This is a genomic window from Arthrobacter sp. Y3223065 (assembly GCF_059090885.1).
Window position 1 is genome coordinate 655,514 of record NZ_JBNHGC010000001.1, and the last position, 23,555, is coordinate 679,068.

Below are 23,555 nucleotides of genomic sequence, written 5' to 3' on the forward strand. Positions count from 1 at the left end.
TGCCACTTCCAGGCGGTTCCGCCGGCTGGAAGCTCAGAGGATGCCGGCCGGGAGGTGCGTGTTCCTGACGGCATCAAAGACGACGTCAGTGAGTCTGTGCTGGCGCGCGAGGACTCCCCGCTGCCTTGCCGCGCCGGTCCCGTCCCGAAGGATTCCATCGACGACGGTCCGTATGGATTCCAGATCGTCCGTTTCCGCCAACACGGGGCCGACGTGTTCGAGCAGGGCGCCGACCACGTTTCGGGCCGGGGTGCGGTCGCTCTTCAAGGGGTGGAGCAGTTCTTCTTCCAGTCCTGACCTGCTGGCCCGCCAGGAAGCCAGGCGCAGCAGTTCTGCCGGTACCGGAGGCGGCGGGCCGCCGTCGCTCCATTGGCGGGCCGCCGTCTCTACCAGCGCCCGGCACAAAGCGGCCACGGCGGCGGCATGTTCTGCTTGGAGGCAGACATCGGCCACGCGGATTTCGACCGTGGGATGCTGTTGACCCAGCCGCGCATCGAAATAGATCATCCCCTTATCCAGCAGTACGTCGCACTCGAGCAGCATCCCCAACAGTTGGTGGTAGGCATCGGGGGAGCCGAAGATGCCGGTCGGCCCGGCGGTGGGCCAGCGTTTCCAGACCTGGTACCGGAAGCTGGCGTAGCCACTGTCCACGCCTTGCCAGAAGGGGGAGTTGGTGCTGAGCGCGAGCAGGACCGGCAGCCAGACGCGGATCCGATCAAGCACGGCAACGGCTTCCTCATCGGAGGCAACGGAAACGTGCACGTGGAACCCGCACGTAAGTTGTTCACGCAGGGTCATCCCGAATCGGGATTCCATTGCCTGGTAGCGCGGGCGCGGCACGATGCTGGTAGTGGCAGGCAGGGGATAGGTGCCCAAAGCTGCAGCCCTGGCGCCAAAGCGCCGCGCCTGCCGGTCGGCCTCGGCCCGTCCGGCCCTGATACCCGCGGCCAGGTCCTGCAGATCCTTGTACGGGGCCGACACTGCTTCGAGCTGTTCCTGCTTGACCTCCGACATCAGGCTGCCCTTGTAACCGCTGTGGGAAGCGGTATCGGGGGCTGGATCCAGCGTCGCAGAGTCGGCCTGATCCCGGAGCAGTTGTTCCGAGACGGAGGCCAGGGCGCCGGTCTTGGCGTCCACCAGGAGCAGCTCTTCCTCCACGCCAAAGGTTCGCATGCTGTTTAGTGTTCACCACAGGCGGGCTTGGCGAAAGACCGTCGCGGCGTGCAGGGCATTCCGTGGGGGCGGGCGCGGCACGTTTGCGGGAAGTCATCCCAGTCGATCAGGTTCGCCTGCGGTGAGGCCTGCATTCAGGGGTCCCGCCGGGATGCAAAACGGGATACCGTTGCCGTCACGGGGACGATTGCGTACCCGGGCCCGCAACCGATCAGAACCTCTCGGCCTGATCCTCGGCAAGGCCGCTTTGCAGCTCCGGGGTCTGTGCCGTTGTGTCGGCTTATATCGGCCTCCAACCTAGGAGCGTCCTGTGGAGATTGTCGAAACCATGCTCCCCGGCGTCGGCATGCGATATGACCTTAAGACGAGGACCAACGTCAATTTCTCCCTGGTGATAGATCGGAATGGCGGGGCCGACATCCTCACCTTTGACGAGGACGATCCGGACCGGGCAGTGAGCAAGCTCCAACTGGAACCGGAAGAAGCCTTACAGCTGGCCGAGCTTCTGGGCGCGCCCCGGATCATGCAGCGCTTTGCGGATCTTTCCAGGGAGGTCCCGGGACTGGAAACCAGCCGCTTCACAGTTCGGCCCAACTCACGGTACGCGGGCCGGCCGCTGGGTGAGAGCAAGGCCCGCAGCCGGACGGGGTGCTCCATCGTGGCGATCATCCGCGGGGAGCGGGTGATCACTGGCCCCACCCCACAAGAGCAACTCCTGGCCGACGACGACCTGATAGCCCTGGGGTCGGCCGATGGGCTTGCCGCACTCGAAGCTCTCATCAATGCGCCGACCGCCACCTGAACGTGACACACCTGTCGCTCCTCCTGATCGAACTGGGAGTGCTGTTCACCGTCCTATCCGGGCTCGGGCTTCTAGCACACAGGCTTGGCCTTTCACCGGTCCCGTTTTACCTCCTTTCCGGGTTGCCGTTCGGCGAGGACGGGCTGCTGCCGGTGCATGCAGCGGGGCCCTTTGTGGAAACCGCGGGGGAGATCGGCGTCGTCCTTTTGCTGCTCCTGTTGGGACTCGAATTCTCCGCGGCAGAGCTGGTGTACAGCCTCAAGCGGCATCGTGTCTCGGGTTTGATCGATTTCCTGCTGAACGCGGTACCCGGGTTCCTGCTGGGACTGGTGCTGCAGCTGCCGTGGCAGGCGGCTTTGGCACTTGGGGGAGTCACCTGGATATCCTCGTCAGGCATCATCGCCCGGTTGCTGGACGACCTGGGCCGTTTGGGAAATCGGGAGACGCCGGCGGTGCTTTCGATACTGGTCCTGGAAGACATCGCCATGGCGTTGTTCCTTCCAATCTTGGTTGTCGTCCTTGCGGGCGGCGGAGCCTGGCAAGCAGCCGGGGGAGTTGCCCTGGCCGCGAGCGCTGTGACGCTCGCCCTGGTCGCGGCACGTAAAGCCGGGTACCGGATGGGACGTCTGCTGTCTCATCCCCAGAATGAACAGGTCATGTTGCGCCTCCTGGGCATTACATTGGCCGTTGCCGGGGTGGCCGAAGGTATGGGCGCCAGCGCAGCAGTGGGCGCCTTCCTGGTGGGTATAGCCATTCCCCAGCACTTTGCCGACCGTGCCCGGAGCGTTTTGAGCCCGCTGCGCGATCTTTTTGCAGCCATCTTCTTCGTGACCTTTGGCCTGGCCATCGATCCTGCGGACATGTGGCCCATCCTGCCTGCAGCCCTGCTGTTGTCCGTCGTGACCGCTGCTACGAAACTGGGTACAGGCTGGTGGGCAGCAGGAAAAGAAGGAGTGCGGCAGCGTGGACGCCTCCGGGCGGGGGCCGCTCTGGTCACCCGCGGTGAGTTTTCTGTCGTCATTGCCGGTTTGGCGGTTGCGGCAGGCTACACCGTGGTGGGGCCCATCGCTGCAGCATATGTGATGATACTGGCGGTCGCCGGTCCTCTCCTCGCCCGCTTCAGTGATTCTTGGATGCCTCCAGCGAACGGTAAGAACCTGCCGAAGGCGGGTCCCGAACCGCGAGGTGAAGGCCCAGTGCAACACTAGGTCAGTGGCTGCTTTCACGATATCGACCGCCCTGCCAGTATCCGATGCCGAACTGCTTTCGCTCTATGAGTCTGTTGGTTGGGCGGCCTATACCAACAACCCGGACCTGCTCTATCGTGCGATAAGGAACTCGTCCTTCGTAGCAGCGGCTCGGACTCAACCCGGCCAGCTAATAGGCCTCGCTCGGGCCGTTTCGGACGATGCGACAATTTGTTATGTGCAAGACATCCTGGTGCACCCGGCGTTTCAGGGAACCGGCGTCGGACGCGCCCTTTTTGATCACGTGAGGGAGCGGTACCAGCACGTTCGGCAAACGGTACTCATCACCGATGATGAACCTCGGCAACGCGCCTTCTACCAATCCATGGGACTGACCGAGGGATCAGATTTTGAAGCAGGCCCGGTTCGTGTCTTCGCTCAGTTCCGCTAAGCGCATCCGTCCGGGAAGGCCCCGGGAACCTTGGACAGGGGAGGACTAATCAATGCGTATGAAGGTGCTGAGTCTCTGGCATCAGTCGGCAGGTCTGGTGGTGGGCGATTGTTAGTGTGGGCAGATGACTTCCGTTGAACTTCGGTGGACTACTGAACTCTCCGCCTGTGACTACGGAGAAATCGCCGTTCTCTTTGACAGTGAATACGCGGAAGACTGGGGTTCCTGGAATGCGAAGCACGGCTACGGTTATGCCAGAGGCGAGTTGCACTGCCTTGCGCGTGCCGGTGGCGAACTCGTTGGATATGCTGCGTCAGCACGCCGCTTTGTAGGCGTGGGCAATGATGAGGTTGTCGTCGCAGGCGTGGGCGGTGTCCTGACGAGTGCAGCTTCCCGTGGCCAAGGTGTCGGGCGCAAGGTTATTTTCGCGCTGCAAGAAGCCATGCGTGGTTTGGCCCCTGCCGACTTCGGTTTGCTCGGATGCCGCGAAGAAGTCGTGGCCTTCTATCAGTCATGCCGCTTCACGCTCATTGAATCTCGCATTCGAGATGTTTCGCCGCGCGATGCCATGAGTGTGATGGAGAGCGGTGGCCCGACCTTAATCTGTGCGGGAACCAAGCCGGTAGAGGCCTGGCCCAAAGGGATTATTGATCTGCGCGGCTTGCCTTGGTAGGTAGAGTTTCATTGACTTTGCCGGGCGTCATGGGCCTAGTAGCTGCGTTCTCAGCGGATATTTTCACCAGGGTTCCGCCGCTGTTCCAGCGTGCTTCTGTGTGACTTGGTAGCTATAGCCGAGCATTTCGGCCACGAGCGGGGCAAGAACAGGCTGCCGGAACTGCTGCCTGTGCGCATGTGGGAAGGGGGCAATCTCTGTTCTACTTGACATAATGTGGATTATCGGCGTTACGAAATGGCTCGAGCGGGGGCCGATTTGAGACTGTTCTGGTCCTGCCGCAGCGGAGTCCACTCGGGTCGTCGGCTGCGCACTGCACCAAGCTGTCTTCGGCAACATGCGCAGCCTCCCTGGTGAATCTCATTGGCTGGTTACCTGCGTGCGGCTGATCCGTTGCCGGATCCGTTTGCAGACTGACTCAGAGGCTCAACGCGGCACGTCGGCTGGGTGCAGGCAGCCAGCAGTCCGTTCGGAGACACACTCAGGGGCGGCGGGCTGAAGGCTGGAGGAACCGTTGCAGCCGCAACCATGCCCCTATGATCGCGGGCCCCGTAAGCGGCGTAGGTTGACATAACTCTGCACCCGCCCGTTGCCGCCGGATTCGGACACCGGCGGAAACGTCCGCTCAGGCCCCGACGTACGCCGCGAGGTGCTTGCCCGTCAGCGTGGAACGATCGGCGACGAGCTCGGCCGGCGTCCCCTCGAAGACGATGCGGCCGCCGGCGTGCCCGGCTCCGGGGCCGATGTCGATGATCCAGTCGGCATGCGCCATGACTGCCTGGTGATGCTCGATCACGATGACCGACTTGCCGGAGTCAACGAGGCGGTCCAGCAGGCCGAGCAGCTGCTCGACGTCGGCCAGGTGCAGTCCCGTCGTTGGCTCGTCGAGCACGTAGATGTCGCCCTTTTCGCCCATTTGGGTCGCCAGCTTGAGTCGTTGCCGCTCGCCGCCGGACAGCGTGGTGAGCGGTTGGCCGAGCGTCATGTAGCCGAGTCCCACGTCGGCGAGCCGCTCCAGGATCTTGTGGGCGGCGGGTGTGCGCGCGTCGCCGGTGCCGAGGAACTCCTCGGCCTCGTTGACCGGCATGGCCAGCACCTCGGCGATGTTCCGGCCGCCGAGCCTGTATTCCAGCACCGCCGCCTGGAACCGCTTTCCCTCGCATTCCTCGCAGGTGGACTCGACGGTCTCCATGATGCCCAGCTCCGTATAGATGACGCCGGCACCGTTGCAGACGGGACACGCGCCCTCGGAATTGGAGCTGAAAAGAGCCGGTTTGACGCCGTTTGCCTTGGCGAATGCCTTGCGGATCGGTTCGAGCAATCCGGTGTAGGTGGCCGGATTGCTGCGCCGGGACCCTTTGATCGCGCCTTGGTCTATCACCACGACCCCGGGGCGGCGGGCGACCGAGCCGTTAATCAGCGAGCTCTTGCCGGAGCCGGCGACGCCGGTGATCACCGCAAGCACTCCGAGCGGGACGTCGACGTCCACGTCCTGCAGGTTATGCGTCGAGGCGCCCCGGACCTCCAAGGCACCGGTGAACGGGCGGACCGACTCCTTGAGGGACGCCCGGTCGTCGAAGTGGCGGCCGGTGGTGGTGTCGCTCCCCCGTAGTTCTTCCACGCTGCCTTCGAAGCAGATCGTCCCGCCTGTCGTGCCGGCGCCCGGCCCGAGATCCACGACGTGGTCGGCAATCGCGATCGTCTCGGGCTTGTGCTCGACCACCAGCACCGTGTTGCCCTTGTCCCGCAACTGGAGCAGCAGCTGGTTCATCCGCTCGATGTCATGGGGGTGCAAGCCGATGGTGGGTTCGTCAAAGACATAGGTGACGTCGGTGAGCGATGAGCCCAGGTGGCGGATCATCTTGGTGCGCTGCGCCTCTCCCCCGGACAGCGTCCCCGCCGGCCGGTCGAGCGACAGGTAACCCAACCCGATCTCCGCAAACGAGTCGAGCAGGTGCTGCAGGCCGGTGAGCAGCGGGGCGACCGACGGCTCGTCCAGACCGCGGATCCAGTCGGCCAGGTCGCTGATCTGCATCTGGCAAAGGTCTGCGATGTTCTTGCCGCGGATTTTCGACGAGAGCGCCTCCTGGGCCAGCCGGGTCCCGTTGCACTCGGGACAGGTGGCGAAGGTGATTGCCCGGTCCACGAAGGCCCGGATGTGCGGCTGCATCGCCTCCCGGTCCTTGGAGAGCATCGACTTCTGGATCTTGGGAATCAAGCCCTCATAGGTGAGGTTGATCCCCTCCACCTTGATCTTGGTCGGTTCCGAATAGAGCAGCTGGTGGAGCTCCTTCTTCGTGAACTTCGCAATCGGCTTCTCCATGGGCAGGCCGGCGCCGCTGAAGATGCGGCCGTACCAACCGTCCATGCTGTAGCCGGGCACCGTCAGCGCGCCTTCGGAGAGCGACTTCGTGTCGTCGTAGAGCGCGGACAGGTCGAAATCGCTGACCGAGCCCATGCCCTCGCAACGCGGGCACATTCCGCCGAGGCGGTTGAAGGTCGCTTTCTCCGCCTTGGTCTTGCCGCCACGCTCTACCGTGATGGCCCCGCTGGCCTTCACCGACGGGACGTTAAAGGAAAAGGCGTTGGGCGACCCGATGTACGGGTCGCCCAGCCTGCTGAAGAGGATCCGCAGCATGGCGTTGGCGTCGGTGGCCGTGCCGACGGTGGAGCGCGGATTGGCGCCCATCCGCTCCTGGTCCACGATAATGGCGGTCGTCAGGCCCGCGAGGAAGTCAACCTCGGGACGGGCCAATGTCGGCATGAAGCCCTGGACGAACGCGCTGTAGGTCTCGTTGATCAGGCGCTGCGACTCTGCGGCGATGGTGCCGAACACGAGCGAACTCTTGCCCGATCCCGAGACCCCGGTAAACACCGTGAGCCGTCGTTTCGGGATCTCGACATTGACGTCCCTGAGGTTGTTCACCCGCGCGCCCTGTACCCGGATCAGGTCATGGCTGTCCGCGGAATGCAGCGACGCGGGCTGCAGGTCCCCCGTTGTGGCCGTGCTCATGGTGTCTCCATCTCTTGGGTTCCTCGCCGGCACCGCCCAACCCTGCCGGAAGACCGTCCGATCGGCGTCGGGGTGCCTGCCCTGCGGGCGCCCCTCGCCCCGCCGCGGCATCGATTACGTATTTACCTTAATGGACTGGCCCAAAACCCGCGCTGGAAGTTGTTGGCCACGGACGGCCGGCGGTCACTCCGCCGCCTCGCCAGCCGACTCGAGCGCTTGCAGGATGCGGCGGGACGGTCCGCCCAGGTTCAAGTCCGTCGCGAGCTGTTCGACCCGCTCTGCCTGTTCGGTGTCCAGCGGCCCGAGGGTGGCATCGAATACCCCGAGATCCAGATCGCGGACGACGCCGACAACGGCCGGCGCGACGCTGAGGTAACCGGCGGCCTCCGTGATCTTCGCCCGCATACGTGCCGCCATGGAAGCCGTCGGATCTGCTGCCGCGGCAACAATCCCGTCGAGGCTGCCGTAATCCTTCAGCAGCCCGGCCGCCGTCTTGTCGCCGATGCCGGCAACTCCGGGCAAGCCATCGGACGTGTCGCCGCGCAAGGTGGCGAAGTCCGCGTACTGGCTGGGCAGCACGCTGTACTTACGCACCACCGCCACGTCGTTCATGACCTCGAGGTTGCTCATGCCCCGTGCCGTGTAGATCACCCGCACCCCGCGGTCGTCGTCCACCAACTGGAACAGGTCCCGGTCCCCCGTGACGATGTCCACCGGCACGGCGGCCTGGGCCGCGAGACTGCCGATGACGTCGTCGGCCTCATGGTGGTCCGCTCCGATGACGGTGACATTGAGCGCGTCGAGCACCTGGCGGATCAGGGGCAGTTGGGCCACCAGGCCCGGTGGGGTCTCCTCGATATCTGGGCCGTCCGGAACCAGCCTGGCCACACGGTGACTCTTGTAGGTGGGAAGCAGGTCCACCCGCCAGGCAGGGCGCCAGTCGTTGTCCCAGCAGGCCACCAGCCGGGTCGGACGGTAGTCGGTGATCAGCCGGGCCATGATGTCGAGCAGCCCGCGGACGGCGTTCACGGGCGTGCCGTCCTCGGCTTTGATCGTGTCCGGCAGGGCGTGGAAGGCCCGAAAGTACAGCGACGCGGTGTCGAGGAGCATCAGTCGTTCGGCCACAAGTTGCCCTTTCGCTGCCGGTGAGGATCACGTCCACTGAAGTTGGTACTACCTTAGTGGCATGGCTCCCGGTCCCCTGCGGTACCGCAGCGGCTCGGTGCTGCTGCTGGTGTCGGCAGCCCTGCTGTCCGCATGTTCGGACGCTCCCGGGAGCCTCTCCCCCGCCTCCCCGAGCGCCCGGGAATCGGTCTCTGCCGCCGTGGACCAGAGCCGTGCGCACTACACGGACCGGGTGGTCAACCTCATGATCACCAACACCTCCGAGGAGCCCCTGCTGGTCACGTCCGCGGCGCTGCATTCACCCCTTTACGACGGCGCCGCGGACTGGAAGCCGACGCGCACCGGCGGGACCAGGATTGCTGCCGGTGCAACGGTGAGCCTGCCGGCGGAATTGCCGGCGGCCCGGTGTTCGGACGGGAGCTCCCCGGAGGCTGCGGCGCATCGGATCACGGTGACCCTGGACGGCGAGGGGCCCGCGCCCGGCACGGTGGACGTCCCCGCCGCCGATCCGCACGGTGTGCTCGCCCGCAACTACTCCGGGGACTGCCTGGCGCAGGCGGCGGCTTCTGTGGCCGAGCTGCGGGTCAATGCAGGGCTGGAGGTACTGGCCGGGAACAACGCGGCCGTCGTCGACATTGATGTCCAGCCGTCCGGCCGGAATGGGTCGCTGGTGATCGAGTCCTTCGGGACCACCACCTTGCTCAGCGAAGACGCCGAGCACCCGTGGCCCAGGAACATCCACGTGGCCGGAACGGACCCGGCGTCGCGGCTGGCCCTGCATGTCGTGCCGACCCGCTGCGATCCCCATGCCCTGGCCGAAGACAAGGTGGGCACCAAGATACCGGTGACCATCAGGACCGCCGGCGGACACGGCGTACTCCGGCTGGACGGCGGACAGGATTTCATGCGGAAGGTGTACCGGTTTATCACCGAAGCCTGCTCCTCCGCGGACCGGAGCGGCTAGCGGCGCCGGACCGGCCCGCGCCCTACACTGGCAGCTGTGACCGACTACTCTGCAGAACACCTGCGCGATCTGGTCCATTCGCTGGCCGCCTCCGGCGGCCCGGCCCCGATCCTGCAGGTGGGCGAGCCCGTGCTGAGGCAGCCCGCCGCGACGTTCGACGGGCAATTGGACCACACGGAGCTGAACGCCCTGCTGGCGCTCCTGCGCCGGACCATGCACGCGGCGCCCGGAGTCGGACTGGCGGCGCCGCAGATCGGCATCCCGCTGCGCATAGCGGTCCTCGAGGATACATTCGAAGCGGCGCCCGAGGTGGCCGCAACCCGGGAACGAGCCCCGCTCCCCTACTTCGCCATCATCAATCCGTCCTACCGTGCCCGCGGCGACGAGACAGCCGCGTTCTATGAGGGGTGCCTGTCCTTCGCGGGCTACCAGGCGGTGGTGGAGCGTCCCCGCAGCGTCGACCTCGACTTCGAACGGCCCGATGGCGGCCGGGCACGCGAGACGTTCTCGGGCTGGCAGGCCAGAATCGTGCAGCACGAAACCGACCACCTCTCCGGCACGATCTATGTGGACAAGATGCATCCCCGGTCCCTGTGCGGCAATGACGAGTACACCCGGTACTGGGCGCAGCCGACAATTGACCGGGCACGCGCCGGCCTGGCCTTTTAGCCGGCACCCGGACTACGCCCGGGCTGCGGTGTCCGCTTCTGCCGCTGCGGCGGGTTCGCCGTCGTTGTTCCGTGCCGTGGGAAGGTGCGCCGCCCACCAGCGCAGGATCTCGTCGAAGCGCTGCTTCCGGTGCCACGGCGTGCCGGTGCGGGACAGCTCATGGTTCTCCCCGGGGAAGATCAGCAATTGCGTGGGGACGCCGCGCTGCTTGAGGCCCACGTAGTAGCGCTGGGCCTGTTCCAGCGGGCAGCGCAGGTCGTCTTCGGAGTGGATGACGAATACCGGCGTGCGAACGGAATCCAGCTGGGCGAACGGGTTCTGGCCGCGGACCTGCTCCGGATCCGTGCCGGTGTATTCGTCGGAGAAGAACCAGCCGATGTCCGAGGAGCCGACGAACGACGGCGGATCCAGGTAGCCCCGCTCCACGATCGCCGCCGTGAACCGGTGGTCCCGGGACACCGTCCAGGCGGTCAGGTAGCCGCCGTAGGATCCGCCCATGATGCCCTGCCGCTCACCGTCCAGCTGGGGGTATTTGTCGATGGCACCCTTCAGGAACGCCAGGACATCGGCCATGGCGAGGGTTCCCATCGCGCCCTTGACGGCGCGGCCGTGGGCCTGCCCGTAGCCGGCGGAACCCCGCGGGTTGCACATGACGACGGCGTAGCCGGCCTTGGCATAGACCTGTGCCTCGTCGAATAGCTCCCAGCCGTACTGCGCGAACGGCCCGCCGTGGATGTTCAGCAGCACGGGATGCGGCCCCTGGCCCTCGGGCAGCAGCACCCAGCCGTGCACCGGGTACCCGTCCGCCGAAGCGAAGGTCTCTTCCCGCGGCTGGATGATGCCGGAGTCCCGCAGCGCCGCGGAGAAGTCCGTCAGGCGGGTCAGTCCGCCGCCGGCCACGAGCCCCAGGTCGCCGGCGGTCGACGCGTCGGAGAAACTGAGAACGGTGCGACCCGCCGCCCGGGCGGCCGCCGCTGCGTTCAGCGGACCGTCGACCAGGACCGTCATGCTGCCGGTTGCCGAGACCTCCACCAGTTGCGCGGCGCCGCGGTGCCGGTTCAGGGCCAGCACCGCATCCGGACCGGCGGTCGCCAGCGTGCCGTCGGCCAGGTCCATCGCCTCCGGATCGGTCAGGCGGCGCGCCTCGTGGGGGGCGGAGACCGGAGCCGCGTACAGCGCGGTATTTTGGGCGACGAAGTCCCTCCCGCCGCCGATCAGGCCGCCCAGGTAGAACAGCCAGCTGCCGTCGGCGCTGGGTTGCGGCGAGGCGGCGGCCAGGAGCGGGCCCGAAAGGTTGGACATCAACCGCGGGCTGCCGGCGACGGCGTCGGGCTCCAGCGCGTACACATCCCGGCGCAGGTCCTCGTCGGCTCCCTCGTGGAGGGCGGCCGTGAAGTAGAGCGTGCGGCCGTCCGGGCTGAAAGCCGGGCTGTCGTGGTCGGCGTCCGCGAACGTCAGCCGGCTCGCTTCGGGCACGGCAGAAAAGGCGGCTTCGGCGTCGCCGCCCGCCTTCTGGGCGGCGCGGCCCACCGGGGCGACCGGCGGTTCGGCCTGCAGATCCGGTGCGTCCACCACGAACAGCTGGGCGCGCTTGTCGCCGGTGTAGCCGATCCCGTTCAGGCGGTACTTGTAGCCGGTGACCAGCCGGGCGTCCTCGGCACCGGGGCCGACGCCGTCCACCGTGCCGTAGCGCCCCTCGGCGGGGACCCGGGCCGCGAAGACCAGGCGGCGTGCGTCCGGGGACCAGACGAAGGAGGAAACACCCAGTTTCTGGTCGGTGACGGCGACCGGCTCCCCGCCCCGGCTGTCCACCACCATCAGCTGCGCCCGTTCCCCCGGGCCGGCCGCCCGCAGGAACGCCAAGGAGAGTCCGTCGGGCGAATAGGCAGGCTCGGTGTCCCTGAAACCGCGCGTGAGGCGGCGTGGCGGGGCACCGCCGTCGTCCAGCGGGACTTCCCACAATTGCCCCACGTAGCTGTCCGACGCGAAGTCGGGATGCGTTGCCGATACTGCGGCGCGGCCGCCGTCCGGGTGGAGCGTGGGGGCGGACACGGAATTAAATAAAGCAATGTCTTCAGATCGCACGTCTGTGAGCCTAGTCTCACCAGCAGGCCGGAGCCAATCGGCCGAGCTGGGTGCTGCTCTGCCTAGGATGGAGCATGCCCTCCGCCCCGCACTTCCTGGACCTGATTCCGCTGCTGCTCTGTCCGGTCTGCGGGGAAGGCCTGGTGGCCGCGGGGCAGTCCCCGGCCGAGGGGCTCCGCTGCACGGAGGGCCACCAGTACGACGGCGCCCGGCAGGGTTACGTCAATATGCTCACCGGGCGCGGCACCCGGTTCATTCCGGACAGCGCCGAGATGGTCTCCGCGCGGGATGCGTTCCTGGGCGCCGGCCACTACGCCCCCTTGGCGGAGCAGCTGTCCCGGACGGCCCGCGCCCTCCAGCCCGGCTCCCCCGGCTCTCAGGGTCCCGTGGTGCTGGATGCCGGCGCCGGCACCGGATACTATCTCGGAGCCGTGCTGAAGCAACTGGCCGGCGGGCGGGCCGTGGCGCTGGACCTGTCCAAGTTCGCCCTCCGTCGCGCGGCCCGGATGCTGCCGGATGCCCTGTGCCTGGTCTGGGACCTCTGGAAGCCGCTGCCGCTGGCGGCCGGGACCGTGGACCTGATCCTCAACGTCTTTGCCCCCCGCAACCCGGCCGAATTCGCCCGGGTGCTGAAGCCGAACGGACACCTGGTGGTCGCCACCGCCGCGCCGGGGCACCTGGACGAGCTGCGCGAGGTGGTCCCGCTGCTGGCCGTCGAAACCGACAAGGCGGACCGGCTGGGTGCGGCGTTGGGCGACGAATTCGAGGAGCTGGCGGCCGATCCGCTGCAGGTGTCGCTTCAGTTGGGCACGGAGGACATCGTGCGGCTGGTCATGATGGGGCCCAACGCCCACCACACCGATGCCGACGCCGTGCGCGCGGCCGTGGGGGATGCCGGGGGCCCGCTCCAGGTCACCGCGCGTTTCACCGTGACCACGTACCGGCGCCGCGGCCGCGGCGGGGAGCCCGTGCGCCCCGCCCGCTAGCCGTGCGGGGTGGCCGGCGTTTGCTTGCGCACGGCCGGATTCAGGTCGACGAACATCCACTTCAGGAACAGCTGAATCAAGGGGCCGATGGCCAGGACGAACACCAGCGTGCCCAGACCCACGACGCCGCCGAGCAGCCACCCGGCCAGGGTTGCACCTGCTTCGATCCCGGTGCGGACGATCCAGACCTGCCAACCGGTGGCCGCATGCAGGCCGGTCATCAAGCCATCCCGGGGGCCGGGACCGAGGCCTGCCCCGATATACAACGCGCTGGCCGCCGCCAGCAGGACCAGGCCGGCACCGAACGAGAGAACCTGCGCGGCCAGATGATCCCAGAGCGGAATGAGCAGCAGCCCGAAGTCGGCGAAAAAGCCGACGAGGATGGCGTTCGCGATCGTTCCAGCGCCCGGCTTTTGCCGCAGCGGGATCCACAACAGCAGCACGGCCGCGCTGATCGCCACCGTGGCCCAGCCGAAGCTGATGCCCGTGGCCCTGGCGATGCCCTGGCTCAGCACATCCCACGGCGCAGAGCCAAGATTGGCCCTGACCATGAGCGCGATGGCGATCCCGTAGGCGAAGAGGCCGGCAAAGAGCCGCAGCGTCCGCAGGGACAGCCGATCGCTGGTCAGCAGGGTTCGCATGGCCGGTTCCGGGGGGCGCGGCAGGGCGCGGTGTTCAGCACTGGATCATCCTATCCAGCAATGGCCAGCGGCCCGCCGAAGGGCCTTTCTGGTCACAACTTGGCCACGAAACGCTCCCGACCGCCCGGAAGTGGTGGATTTCACTCCGCCACGCGCCGTCGTCGGGCATGATGGAGGTATTAAGGGCACCAGCAGCCCGCGGTTTGATGCATGCGTGCAAGAGGCAGGCTCGGGAGACGGCGGCTGCTCCAACATCAGGGGGTACTGATGATCGAATGGCTCGTCGCCAACAGCTGGGTACTCTGGCTGGCCGTGTTCCTGATCCTGGCCATCGTCGAAATGATGACGCTGGACCTGTTCTTCATCATGATGTCCTCCGGTGCACTCGTGGCCCTGTTCGGGGCACTGCTCGGCCTGCCGTTCTGGATGCAGGTGGTCATCTTCTGCGTGGTCGCGCTGCTGATGGTGCTTTTCGTCCGCCCGGTAGCGCTGCGGCATCTCCGCAGCGGACCGCGGGACCTGGCCACCAATGTGGACCGGCTGATCGGCGAATCGGCAATGACCCTCGAATCCGTCACCGACCATTCCGGCGTGGTGAAGATCGGCGGCGACACCTGGTCCGCCCGGTCGGCGGATGGGTCGGCCATCCCGGCCGGCCAGCGCGTTTCGGTGGCCCGGATCGAGGGTGCAACCGCCGTCGTGACCCCGCAGCGCGCAGACGGGCCGCTGCCGGCCCAGTAAGACCCGGGCCGGGAACCGCGCCGGCACCGTGAGCCACCGACACCACTCTTAGAGGGGAACCATGGATAGCAATATCGGAATCTGGATCGTGCTGCTGGTCCTGATCATCTTCGTCGTGATCGTGCTGGTCCGCGCCGTGCGGATCATCCCGCAGGCACGGGCAGGCGTCGTGGAACGGCTGGGCAAGTACCAGCGCACGCTGAACCCCGGGTTGACCATCCTGATCCCCTTCGTGGACCGGTTGCTGCCGCTGCTGGATCTGCGCGAACAGGTCGTGTCCTTTCCGCCGCAGCCTGTCATCACCGAAGACAACCTGGTGGTCTCCATCGACACCGTCGTCTACTTCCAGGTGACCGATGCCCGCGCCGCGACCTATGAGATCGCCAACTACATCCAGGCGGTCGAGCAATTGACCACCACCACGCTGCGCAACGTGGTGGGCGGCCTGAACCTGGAAGAGGCGCTGACCTCACGCGACCAGATCAACGGCCAGCTCCGCGGCGTCCTGGACGAAGCAACCGGACGCTGGGGCATCCGCGTGTCCCGCGTGGAGCTCAAGGCGATCGATCCGCCCCATTCCATCCAGGACTCGATGGAAAAGCAGATGCGGGCCGAGCGTGACCGCCGGGCGGCCATTCTGACCGCCGAAGGCACCAAACAGTCCCAAATCCTGACCGCCGAAGGCCAGCGCCAGGCGGCCATCCTCGCGGCCGAAGGCGACGCCAAGGCGGCGATCCTGCGTGCGGACGGCGAGGCCCAGGCAATCCAGAAGGTGTTCGACGCCATCCACAAGGGCAACCCCACGCAGAAGCTGCTGGCCTACCAGTACCTGCAGACGCTGCCCAAGATCGCCGAGGGCGAGTCGAACAAGCTCTGGATCATCCCCAGCGAGGTCGGCGAAGCGCTCAAGAGCATTGGCAGCGTGCTGGGGACGGCTACACCGGACAGCGAGACCGCGCCGGTCTCAACTGCCGTCGGCGAACCCCGCGGCTAAGACCGCAGCGGCAAGCACGGGCCGGGAGTCCGGAGTGTCCGCCCATTTGGGATGCTCCGTGCTCCCGGCTTTGGTTTACCCGAAACCGCGGCCCGGACTATAATGGGTGGTTTGCCGGGAAGTTGCCGCCTACAACCATCCTTGACGCTGGCAGGATTGGCGTTATCATCGCGGCCGGGAACAGACGGCCGACCGCCGACGTTGAGAATGTTAGCGAGCCATCGCGGACGCGGTCCATCCGCCGGTCCGCCACAAGACAAGAGGGAGAGATCATGAGCGATCGTAGCCTGCGGGGTATGCGCCTCGGAGCGCAGAGTATGGAGACTGAATCCGGTGTCGAGCCGGCTCCGCGCCAGCGCGTTGAATACCGTTGCGAGGACGGCGAGCAGGTGTTCGTGACCTTTGCCGCAGAAGCAGAGATCCCCCCGGTATGGGTTTCCAAGTCGGGCAAGGAAGCACTTCTGGTCAACGGGGAAAGGCCCGTCGACCCGAACGCCAAGCCGGTGCGCACCCACTGGGACATGCTGCTGGAACGCCGCAGCGTTGAGGAGCTCGAACAGATCCTCGAGGACCGCCTGACCAAGCTGCGCGAACGCCGCGGCGAACGGCGCACGGCCTAGAGTCCGACTGTTCATCCGTCAAGAGAGGGAGCGCACCCGCCAGGGTGCGCTCCCTCTCTTTGTGCGGTCGGGTCTCTGTGCGGTCGGTCGGGCCGGTCAGGGTTTCCGGGCGCGGAGTTTCCGCCACTTGTCGGCGATCCCCCACTTGGTGACCAGCGCGATGGACTCCAGCACGATGCCGCCGCTCATTTTCGAGTCGCCGTATTCGCGTTCGACGAAGGTGATCGGCACTTCGCGGACCGCCAGTCCTGCCTTCAGGGTCTGCCAGGTGAGGTCGATCTGGAAGCAGTAACCGACCGATTCCACGCTGTCCAGGTCGATGGTGCGCAGGGTCCCGGCCTTGAAGGCGTTAAAGCCGCCGGTGATGTCCCGGATGGCCACGCCGAGCATGAGGCGGGAGTACAGGCTGCCGGCCAAGGAAATGCCCTTGCGGTGGAGGGGCCAGTTGACCACTTTACCGCCGGGAATCCAGCGCGAGCCTTTGACCATGTCCGCGCCGTCATTGAGTGCGCCCAGTAACCGGGACAGTTCCTCAGGCTGGTGGGAGCCATCGGCGTCCATCTCCACCAGGACGTCGTACCCGGCGTCGAGCCCCCAGCGGAAGCCGGCGATGTAGGCTGCGCCCAGACCCGCTTTCCCCTCGCGGTGGAGGACGTGGATGGCGGAGTCGTCGGCCGCCATTCGGTCGGCCAAGGTTCCGGTGCCGTCCGGGGAATTGTCGTCGACCACCAGGATGTCCGAGCCGGGTACGGCGGTGCGGAGGCGGGCTACTGTCTTCGGGAGGGACTCAATCTCGTTGTACGTCGGGATGATGGTGACGACCCGCACTCAGTGGCCTTTCGAACGTTGTGCTGCAAACCGCAGATTTCCTCGTGCAGGAGATGCCCCGGGGGCTTCCGCATCGACGGTCCAGTATAGGCCATGAGTTTGAACGGGCGGCCGGCGGGCAAACCCTGCCGCGCGGCCTCAGGTGAAAGGAAGGGTAGGTCCGCACGCCTTCGGGCCACGAAAGCAAACCTGTGGGGGAACGCAGACATGTTTTCTACTGACGTGCGGACCTACCCTGGAAAGTGCCGGTTCGTCGAGGGACAACGGGCGCAACTGCACTCAGGCAGGTGCCGCCCGCAGCCTCTCTCCCCGGCACGGACCGGAATCCGCGAAGAAATACCGGCCCATTGAGAGTTCAGCCTACTGGCTCTGTGGGATGTGTCAATACCGCTCTGACCTGCGGTTTTGTCCATACCTGCACGTCAGAGCGGGGCTCCCGGCGGCCGAAAGTTGCCGGAATCAAACAATTCGTTCAGATTTTTGGGCCCCCGCCCGGACGGGGCGGGCCTCAGAACGCATCGAAAATGGTTATTCCATTCATCACCGTGCGGACACACGCCGGCAACCTGTCGCTGTCCAGGGAAGGCAGCATGGGGGTTCCGGCACGCGCATCGGTGCTCCAGGCCGACACCCGCGAGTCGGGGGTCTGGATGGAGAGTTCGTCCGCGTCCCAGACGGCGAATGTCGCGGGAGTTCCCGGAGCCAACTGGCCCTCCATGGGATTCCGTTCCCCTGCGGCCCGCCAACCGGCCCTGGTGTGCGCCAGGAACGCCGCCCGGGCGGAGATTTGCTCAGACCGGTTATGGTGCTCCAGGCACGCTTTCACGGCGGCCCACGGGCTTTGTTCCGTAACCGGGGAGTCGGAGCCGATCGCGACCGGAACGCCCGCGGTCTGCAATGTTCCCACTGCGTTCATGGCGAGTGCGGCCTCGGCGCCGAGCCGGGTGGCGTACATTCCTTCCGCTCCTCCCCAATAAGCGTCGAAGAGGGGCTGCATGCTGGCGGTGACCCCGTGTTGAAGCAGCCGCTCCAGCGCCCCCTCCGGCACCATTTCCACGTGTTCGAGGCGCGGGCGGGCCGAACGCACCGCGGCGTGCCCGATCCGTTCGGCGGCCAGGTCCAGGGCGTCGAGCGCCCGCAGCAGCCCTGCATCGCCAATCACGTGGAAGCCCGCCTGGATGCCCTGCTCCGCTGTCACTTCCACGTGCCGCGCGGCAGCCTCGGTGTCGAGATAGAGGATCCCGTGTGACCCGGGGAGGTCGGCATAGCCGGCGCTGATGGCCGCCGAATGCGATCCGATGGACCCGTCCATGGTCAGGTCCCCGGCCAGCCCCCGCAGGCGTCCGGAGAAGAAGTGCACCGTTTCCCTGACCTGTTCGGCGGAGGTCATCAGCTCACCCCAATACGGCAGGATCCTGGGTCCTGGCTCGGCCTCGCCGAGCGCCAGCAGCCCCAGCAGGTCCTCGGCGGGCCCCAGTTGCGGGGCGGCCATTTCCGCCAGGGCGACGTAACCGCGGGACGCTGCGTGCTGCAGGGCCAGGCGCTGGAGGTCTTCACGCCGGCCGGCCGCAGGGGCCTGCACCGCTGCCCGGACCCGTTCGAGGGCCGGCCCGCTGGCCGTTCCGGTGCCCGACCAGCCCGGCAACTCCGAGAGGGACAGACGGGACGCCAGCGCAGCCGAGACGGCCGCGGAATGGACATCCACCCGCGTCAGCAAGACATCCGCCCCGCCCGTCGCGCGATCCAGTTCGGCGGCGGAGGGAGCGCGGTTCTCGGGCCAGCGGGTTTCATCCCAGCCGTGCCCGACGACGGGCCCGGCGTCCTGCCGTGAGGCGGCGGCAACGGCGTCGAGCAGTTCCGCCAGCGATGCGCAGCCGGTCAGGTTGAGCGAGGACAGCGCGAGCCCCGTCTGCGTCACGTGGGCGTGCGAGTCCACGAAACCGGGCGCCACCAGGCGTCCATCGAGGTCGACGACCTGCATGCTGCTGTCGGCGATGGACGTGGCGGCATGCTCCGAGCCGATCCAGGCCACGGTGCCGCCGTCGACGAGCATCGCCGTGGCGTACGGGTCCGCCGCGCTGTAGACGCTGCCATTGCGGTACAGCGTGAGGCCCGTGGCGGCGGGCAGGACAGAGTCGCTCATGGAAATCCTTTCAACATGGTGGTGCGCTGGTGCGCGGGGCCGGGCTATTCGGCAACGGCCGCGTAGGCGACGACGCCCCGGCGGACCAAGCCAATGGCTTGCCTGCCGCGGGCCGCGAGCTGTGGATCGAGGGCGGGTACTTTGATCAGCTGGTCCAGCAGGTCGATGACCTGCTTGGCCCACCGGACAAAGTCGCCGGCCGCGAGGTCCGTGCCCTTGAGCGCGGTTTGCAGGGACCGGCCGCTGGCCCACTTGTACATCGGCCAGGCGAGTCCCAGCTCCGGCTCGCCGGTAAGCGGCAGCCGGTGCTGTTCCTCAAGATCGGTCAGCTGCGACCACTCACGGACGGCGACCATGACCGACGCTTCCATGGCGGACGAGGGCATCTTGGGCCGGATGCCGGCTTCTTCCCGCTTGGCCTGATACACGAGGCAGGACACGAAGGCCGCCAGTTCCGCGGCGGTCAGCCCATCGAAGGCGTCCTGCTCCAGGCACAGCGCCACCAGCAGGTCGCGGTCGCCGTAGATCCGCCGGAGCCGTTCTCCGGCGGGGCTGATGGCGACACCGTCGCCGCCGGTCTCCAGGTAGCCATAGCTGTCGAGCACCTGGCAGACCCGGTCGAAGGTCTTGGCTATGGTGTTGGTGCGGCCCTGGATCTGTGTCACCAGCTGGTCGGTTTCCTTGCGGAGGGTCCACCAGCGCTCGGCCCAGCGGGCATGGTCTTCCCGGTCGCTGCAGCCGTGGCAGGGGTGGGCCTTGAGCTTGCGGCGCAGGTCGTTGATCTGCCGCTCGGCCTGTGTCCCGCCGGGGACGATGAAGTCACGGTGCTCGCTCCCGCGCCGCGGCGGACGCTTGTCGTGCAGGGCATTGCGCAGCGAGGACGCCAGGTCGCGGCGTTCCTTGGGGCTGCGCGCATTGAACGTCTTGGGGATCCGGATGGTGGAGAGTACCTCCACCGGGCCCTGGAAGTCGTCAACGGAGATGCGGCGGATGTGCTTTTCCTGGGTCAGCACGGTGGGGCGGGGCTCGCGGGCGGATTCGTCCCGGTCCAGCACCACGGCATAGCCGAGGTTCCGGCCAGCCGAGATATCGATGATGTCGCCGCGGCGCAGGCGGTCCAGGGAGGAAGCCGCCGCCGAGCGGAGGTGCCGGGACTGGGTGCGGGAGGCGCGTTTCTCGACCTCGTTCAGGTCCCGGCGCAGGCGCGCGTATTCGTTGAAGTCGCCCAGGTGGCAGCTCATGGCCTTCTCGTAGCCGGCCAGCGATTCTTCCCGGTTGCGCACCTGCTTGGCCAGGCCCACGACGGAGCGGTCGGCCTGGAACTGGGCGAACGAGGTTTCCAGGATCTCGCGGGCCGGGCCGCGGCCGAACTGCGCAATCAGGTTGATGCTCATGTTGTAGGTGGGCCGGAAACTGGAGTTCAGCGGATACGTCCGCCGCGACGCCAGGCCCGCTACGGCCCCCGGGTCGGTGCCGGGCTGCCAGAGCACCACGGCGTGGCCTTCGACGTCGATGCCCCGCCTGCCCGCGCGACCGGTGAGCTGCGTGTACTCCCCCGCCGTGATGTCGACGTGTGCCTCGCCGTTGAACTTGTCCAGCTTCTCCAGCACCACGGACCGCGCCGGCATGTTGACGCCGAGCGCCAGCGTCTCCGTGGCGAAAACGGCGCGGACCAGGTTGTCGGCAAAGAGCTTTTCGACCACTTCCTTGAACGTGGGCAGCATGCCGGCGTGGTGGGCCGAAAACCCGCGGGACAGGCCTTCGCGCCAGGTCCAGAAGCCCAGGACGTCCAGGTCCTCTTCGGCGATGTCCTGCACGGCCTCGTCCACGCGGCGGACGATGACGGCGCGTTCCTTCTCCGTGGTGAGCAGCAACCCGGATTCCAGGCACTGTTTGACGGCGGCATCGCAGCCGTTGCGGGAGAAGATGAACGTGATGGCCGGCAGCAGTCCCTCGCTGTCGAGCTTGGCGATGACCTGCGGCCGGCTGGCGCGCCGGATCCGGGTCAGCGCCTGCCGCGGGGGTTCGGGTGCGCGCCGGCCGCGCCGGCCGCCCGGACGGCCCCAATTGGCGCTGCGGTTGAGCCGGTGCTCGGCCGACGCCAGCTTCAACAGTTCGGGGTTCACTTCGTAGGCGCGGCTGCTGCCGGTGCCGGAGTCCTGCGCGGTCTCATCGAAGGCGACGTCGCCGGCGAAAAGATCGAACAGGTCCGAGCCGACCATGACGTGCTGCCACAGCGGAACGGGACGGTGCTCGGACACCACCACATCGGTGTCGCCGCGGACGGTATCGAGCCAGGCGCCGAATTCCTCCGCATTGGAGACGGTCGCAGACAGCGAGACCAGCTGCACGTCGTCGGGCAGGTGGATGATGACCTCTTCCCACACGGCACCGCGGAACCGGTCGGCCAGGTAGTGGACTTCGTCCATCACCACATAGGCCAGGTCCAGCAGGGTGTCGGAATTGGCGTACAGCATGTTCCGCAATACCTCGGTGGTCATCACCACCACGTCCGCATGCGGGTTGACCGAGGTGTCGCCGGTCAGCAGTCCCACTCGCTCGGGGCCATAGGTGGCCACCAGCTCGTTGTACTTCTGGTTGCTCAGGGCCTTGATCGGCGTCGTATAGAACGCCTTCAGTCCCCGCTGCAGGGCCATGTAGACCGCGAATTCGCCGACGACGGTCTTGCCGGCGCCGGTGGGTGCCGCCACCAGCACGCCGCGGCCGCGTTCCAAGGCCTCGCACGCCTCGCGCTGGAAGGGGTCGAGTTCGAATCCGAGCGTCTGGCTGAACGAGTACAACCGGGTCTTGGAGAAGGCCACCCGTTCGGCGGCCGCCAGGTAGCGTTCGGAGGGGGAACTCATAGCAAAAGCCTATCCGCTTAATCCCGGCCGCCCGATGGGTGCCGCCGACCCGGACCGGCCGCGGCCTATCTGGCCCCGTCCTGCTCTCCGTCGTCGGCCTTCAACTGATCGAGCGGCGTGGCCTGGTCGACGCCGGCGGCGACTTCCGCTTCGCGGACCTTGCGCCGCTTTTCCCGCCGCTTGTCGTTGAGCAGGCTGATGCCGGTTGCCACGAAGAACAACGCCAGCAAGGGGGCCGCCAGCAGGAACATGGACATGGCATCCGGGCCGGGGGCGGCCATCGCAGCCACCAGGCAGACCACGAACACCACGATCCGCCAGCTCTTGATCACCCGGCGGCCGGACAGCAGGCCGGCGAAATTCAGTCCCACCAGCACCACGGGGAGCAGGAATGCGATGCCGAGCGAGAGGAACATCCGCATCACGAACGTCAGGTAGTCGGTGGCCAGGATCTGGTTCACGCCGCCTTCGGGCGTGAACATGGTCAGGACCTTGACGATCTCCGGGAGCACGATCCAGCCGAAGTAGATTCCGAGCAGGAACAGCGGCACGGCGGCGACCATGAAGCCGAGCGTGTAACGGCGTTCCTTGCTCTTCAGGCCGGGCGTGATGAACGCCCACACCTGGTAGATCCACACCGGGGAGCTGACCAGCAGCCCCAGGAAGATGGAGACCTGGATCTTCAGGTCGAACGGCGAGCCGACACTGCCGTAGTTGATTTCGGCGCGCCGGCCCTCTTCCGCCGAGATTTCCATCAGCGGCGCCTGGACCGCGACCATCACGGGGTCGTACAGGAACCAGCCGGCGACTGCGCCGAGCAGGACGGCAATGCCGGAAACGATGAGCCGGTTGCGGAGTTCTTTCAGATGGGCCTTGAGCGGCATCCGCCCCTCAGGGTTGGCCTTCCGGCCTTTTTTACCGGCCACGGCCCTTACTGCTGGTGCGGCGATGGGGATCCGCCGTTCGCATTCGGCTGCTGTCCGCGGTTGTCAGTGTTGTTCCGCGGCGGGTTGACCACGCGGCCCTCGACGGGTTCCGATTCCGGGTCGGCAGCGGACGTGTCGTCGTCCTTCATCTGCTTCACCTCGGACTTGAAGATCCGCATGGACTGGCCCAGGCTCCGGGCAAGGCCGGGCAGCTTCGGTGCGCCAAAGAGCAGCAGCACAATGATGACCAGAATAATGATGGTCCAGGGGTTATCGAAGAGTCGTCCCATGCGTGGTTCCTTTCGTCTAGTCCATCCTATGCCATCGGCGGGTCAGGACAGCCGCAGATCGCGGAGGGACTGCCGCTGCCCGCGGGCCGCGCGCCGGGCGAACCTGCGCTGCCTCCGCTCCTCGCGCCGCCGCTCCTTGCCCAGCGAGTATTCCTCCTTGAGCACCGCGGGATCGGCGAAGAGGGCCAGCTTGGGGCGGTGCGGGTCGGCGGGCTGCTGTTCCGTCTGGAGTCCACCGGCCAGCCGGTCGGCCGCCGCCTCGAATTCACGCAACGTTCGCACGAACTGGCGGAAGATCCGCCAGCCGAGCAGGGCGATGAACACGAGGGCCAGCGCGCAGAGGGCAACCCAGAGCAGGATCCAGAACCAAAGGGGCATGT

At 66.8% G+C, this 23,555-nt stretch carries 21 protein-coding genes; 10 read left to right on the plus strand and 11 right to left on the minus strand.

Annotated elements, in window-relative coordinates; translation table 11 throughout:
- Positions 1–33: 33 nt before the first annotated feature.
- Positions 34–1,173 carry a glutamate--cysteine ligase gene (locus AC5RUK_RS02970; protein WP_494108951.1) on the minus strand — a complete coding sequence of 380 codons (1,140 nt, stop codon included), beginning with the start codon at positions 1,171–1,173 and terminating at the stop codon, positions 34–36.
- Positions 1,174–1,483: 310 nt separating this feature from the next.
- On the opposite strand from AC5RUK_RS02970, the gene AC5RUK_RS02975 reads away from it, so the two are divergent.
- From AC5RUK_RS02975 to AC5RUK_RS02990, 4 genes are all read left to right on the plus strand, one after another.
- A complete protein-coding gene (locus tag AC5RUK_RS02975; protein ID WP_493987192.1) occupies positions 1,484–1,975 on the plus strand; it encodes a cation:proton antiporter regulatory subunit in 492 nt (163 codons plus the stop codon).
- 2 nt (positions 1,976–1,977) lie between these two features.
- Positions 1,978–3,183 carry a cation:proton antiporter gene (locus tag AC5RUK_RS02980; RefSeq protein ID WP_494108952.1) on the plus strand — a complete coding sequence of 402 codons (1,206 nt, stop codon included), beginning with the start codon at positions 1,978–1,980 and terminating at the stop codon, positions 3,181–3,183.
- 4 nt (positions 3,184–3,187) lie between these two features.
- Positions 3,188–3,613, plus strand: coding sequence for a GNAT family N-acetyltransferase (locus tag AC5RUK_RS02985; RefSeq protein WP_494108953.1), 426 nt, complete (start codon positions 3,188–3,190; stop codon positions 3,611–3,613).
- A 124-nt stretch (positions 3,614–3,737) separates the two neighbouring features.
- On the plus strand, positions 3,738–4,286 hold the full coding sequence (locus AC5RUK_RS02990) for a GNAT family N-acetyltransferase (protein ID WP_494108954.1): 549 nt from the start codon (positions 3,738–3,740) through the stop codon (positions 4,284–4,286).
- 625 nt (positions 4,287–4,911) lie between these two features.
- Here the strand turns inward: AC5RUK_RS02990 and AC5RUK_RS02995 are convergent.
- A complete protein-coding gene (locus AC5RUK_RS02995; RefSeq protein WP_494151332.1) occupies positions 4,912–7,299 on the minus strand; it encodes an ATP-binding cassette domain-containing protein in 2,388 nt (795 codons plus the stop codon).
- 183 nt (positions 7,300–7,482) lie between these two features.
- Complete coding sequence (locus AC5RUK_RS03000) at positions 7,483–8,424, minus strand: 5'-3' exonuclease (RefSeq protein WP_494151333.1); 942 nt, start codon at positions 8,422–8,424, stop codon at positions 7,483–7,485.
- Positions 8,425–8,485: 61 nt separating this feature from the next.
- Here AC5RUK_RS03000 and AC5RUK_RS03005 point away from each other — a divergent pair, with 61 nt between their 5' ends.
- Both AC5RUK_RS03005 and AC5RUK_RS03010 read left to right on the plus strand, forming a co-directional pair.
- A complete protein-coding gene (locus AC5RUK_RS03005) occupies positions 8,486–9,388 on the plus strand; it encodes a hypothetical protein (RefSeq protein ID WP_494151334.1) in 903 nt (300 codons plus the stop codon).
- A gap of 36 nt (positions 9,389–9,424) precedes the next feature.
- Positions 9,425–10,057, plus strand: a complete 633-nt coding sequence (locus AC5RUK_RS03010; protein WP_494108957.1) for a peptide deformylase — start codon at positions 9,425–9,427, stop codon at positions 10,055–10,057.
- 12 nt (positions 10,058–10,069) lie between these two features.
- On the opposite strand, the gene AC5RUK_RS03015 is transcribed toward AC5RUK_RS03010, so the two are convergent.
- Complete coding sequence (locus tag AC5RUK_RS03015) at positions 10,070–12,142, minus strand: S9 family peptidase (RefSeq protein ID WP_494151335.1); 2,073 nt, start codon at positions 12,140–12,142, stop codon at positions 10,070–10,072.
- A 74-nt stretch (positions 12,143–12,216) separates the two neighbouring features.
- On the opposite strand from AC5RUK_RS03015, the gene AC5RUK_RS03020 reads away from it, so the two are divergent.
- Positions 12,217–13,128, plus strand: coding sequence for a methyltransferase domain-containing protein (locus tag AC5RUK_RS03020; protein ID WP_494151336.1), 912 nt, complete (start codon positions 12,217–12,219; stop codon positions 13,126–13,128).
- On the opposite strand, the gene yczE is transcribed toward AC5RUK_RS03020, so the two are convergent.
- Complete coding sequence (yczE, locus tag AC5RUK_RS03025) at positions 13,125–13,769, minus strand: membrane protein YczE (RefSeq protein ID WP_493987202.1); 645 nt, start codon at positions 13,767–13,769, stop codon at positions 13,125–13,127. The genes AC5RUK_RS03020 and yczE overlap by 4 nt on opposite strands.
- A gap of 267 nt (positions 13,770–14,036) precedes the next feature.
- Between yczE and AC5RUK_RS03030 the strand changes: the two genes are divergently transcribed.
- The 3 genes from AC5RUK_RS03030 to AC5RUK_RS03040 all read left to right on the plus strand — a co-directional run bounded on the left by AC5RUK_RS03030 (position 14,037) and on the right by AC5RUK_RS03040 (position 16,124).
- The gene (locus tag AC5RUK_RS03030) at positions 14,037–14,510 is read left to right on the plus strand and encodes an NfeD family protein (RefSeq protein ID WP_493987203.1); all 474 of its coding nucleotides are present in this window, start codon (positions 14,037–14,039) and stop codon (positions 14,508–14,510) included.
- A 61-nt stretch (positions 14,511–14,571) separates the two neighbouring features.
- A complete protein-coding gene (locus tag AC5RUK_RS03035) occupies positions 14,572–15,504 on the plus strand; it encodes an SPFH domain-containing protein (protein WP_493987204.1) in 933 nt (310 codons plus the stop codon).
- A 272-nt stretch (positions 15,505–15,776) separates the two neighbouring features.
- Positions 15,777–16,124 carry an RNA polymerase-binding protein RbpA gene (locus AC5RUK_RS03040; protein WP_493987205.1) on the plus strand — a complete coding sequence of 116 codons (348 nt, stop codon included), beginning with the start codon at positions 15,777–15,779 and terminating at the stop codon, positions 16,122–16,124.
- Between the two features lie 96 nt (positions 16,125–16,220).
- On the opposite strand, the gene AC5RUK_RS03045 is transcribed toward AC5RUK_RS03040, so the two are convergent.
- The 6 genes from AC5RUK_RS03045 to AC5RUK_RS03070 form a co-directional block, all read right to left on the minus strand.
- Positions 16,221–16,952, minus strand: a complete 732-nt coding sequence (locus AC5RUK_RS03045) for a polyprenol monophosphomannose synthase (RefSeq protein ID WP_493987206.1) — start codon at positions 16,950–16,952, stop codon at positions 16,221–16,223.
- Between the two features lie 508 nt (positions 16,953–17,460).
- Positions 17,461–19,095, minus strand: coding sequence for an amidohydrolase (locus AC5RUK_RS03050; RefSeq protein WP_494151337.1), 1,635 nt, complete (start codon positions 19,093–19,095; stop codon positions 17,461–17,463).
- 44 nt (positions 19,096–19,139) lie between these two features.
- Entirely contained in the window at positions 19,140–21,959 is a 2,820-nt protein-coding gene (locus AC5RUK_RS03055; protein ID WP_494151338.1) for a DEAD/DEAH box helicase, read from the minus strand.
- Between the two features lie 65 nt (positions 21,960–22,024).
- Positions 22,025–22,885: a twin-arginine translocase subunit TatC gene (tatC, locus tag AC5RUK_RS03060; protein ID WP_493987209.1), complete on the minus strand. Its 861-nt coding sequence runs from the start codon at positions 22,883–22,885 to the stop codon at positions 22,025–22,027.
- Between the two features lie 5 nt (positions 22,886–22,890).
- Positions 22,891–23,175, minus strand: coding sequence for a Sec-independent protein translocase subunit TatA (gene tatA / locus AC5RUK_RS03065; RefSeq protein WP_493987210.1), 285 nt, complete (start codon positions 23,173–23,175; stop codon positions 22,891–22,893).
- 42 nt (positions 23,176–23,217) lie between these two features.
- On the minus strand, positions 23,218–23,553 hold the full coding sequence (locus tag AC5RUK_RS03070) for a hypothetical protein (protein ID WP_493987211.1): 336 nt from the start codon (positions 23,551–23,553) through the stop codon (positions 23,218–23,220).
- Between the last annotated feature and the right edge of the window lie 2 nt (positions 23,554–23,555).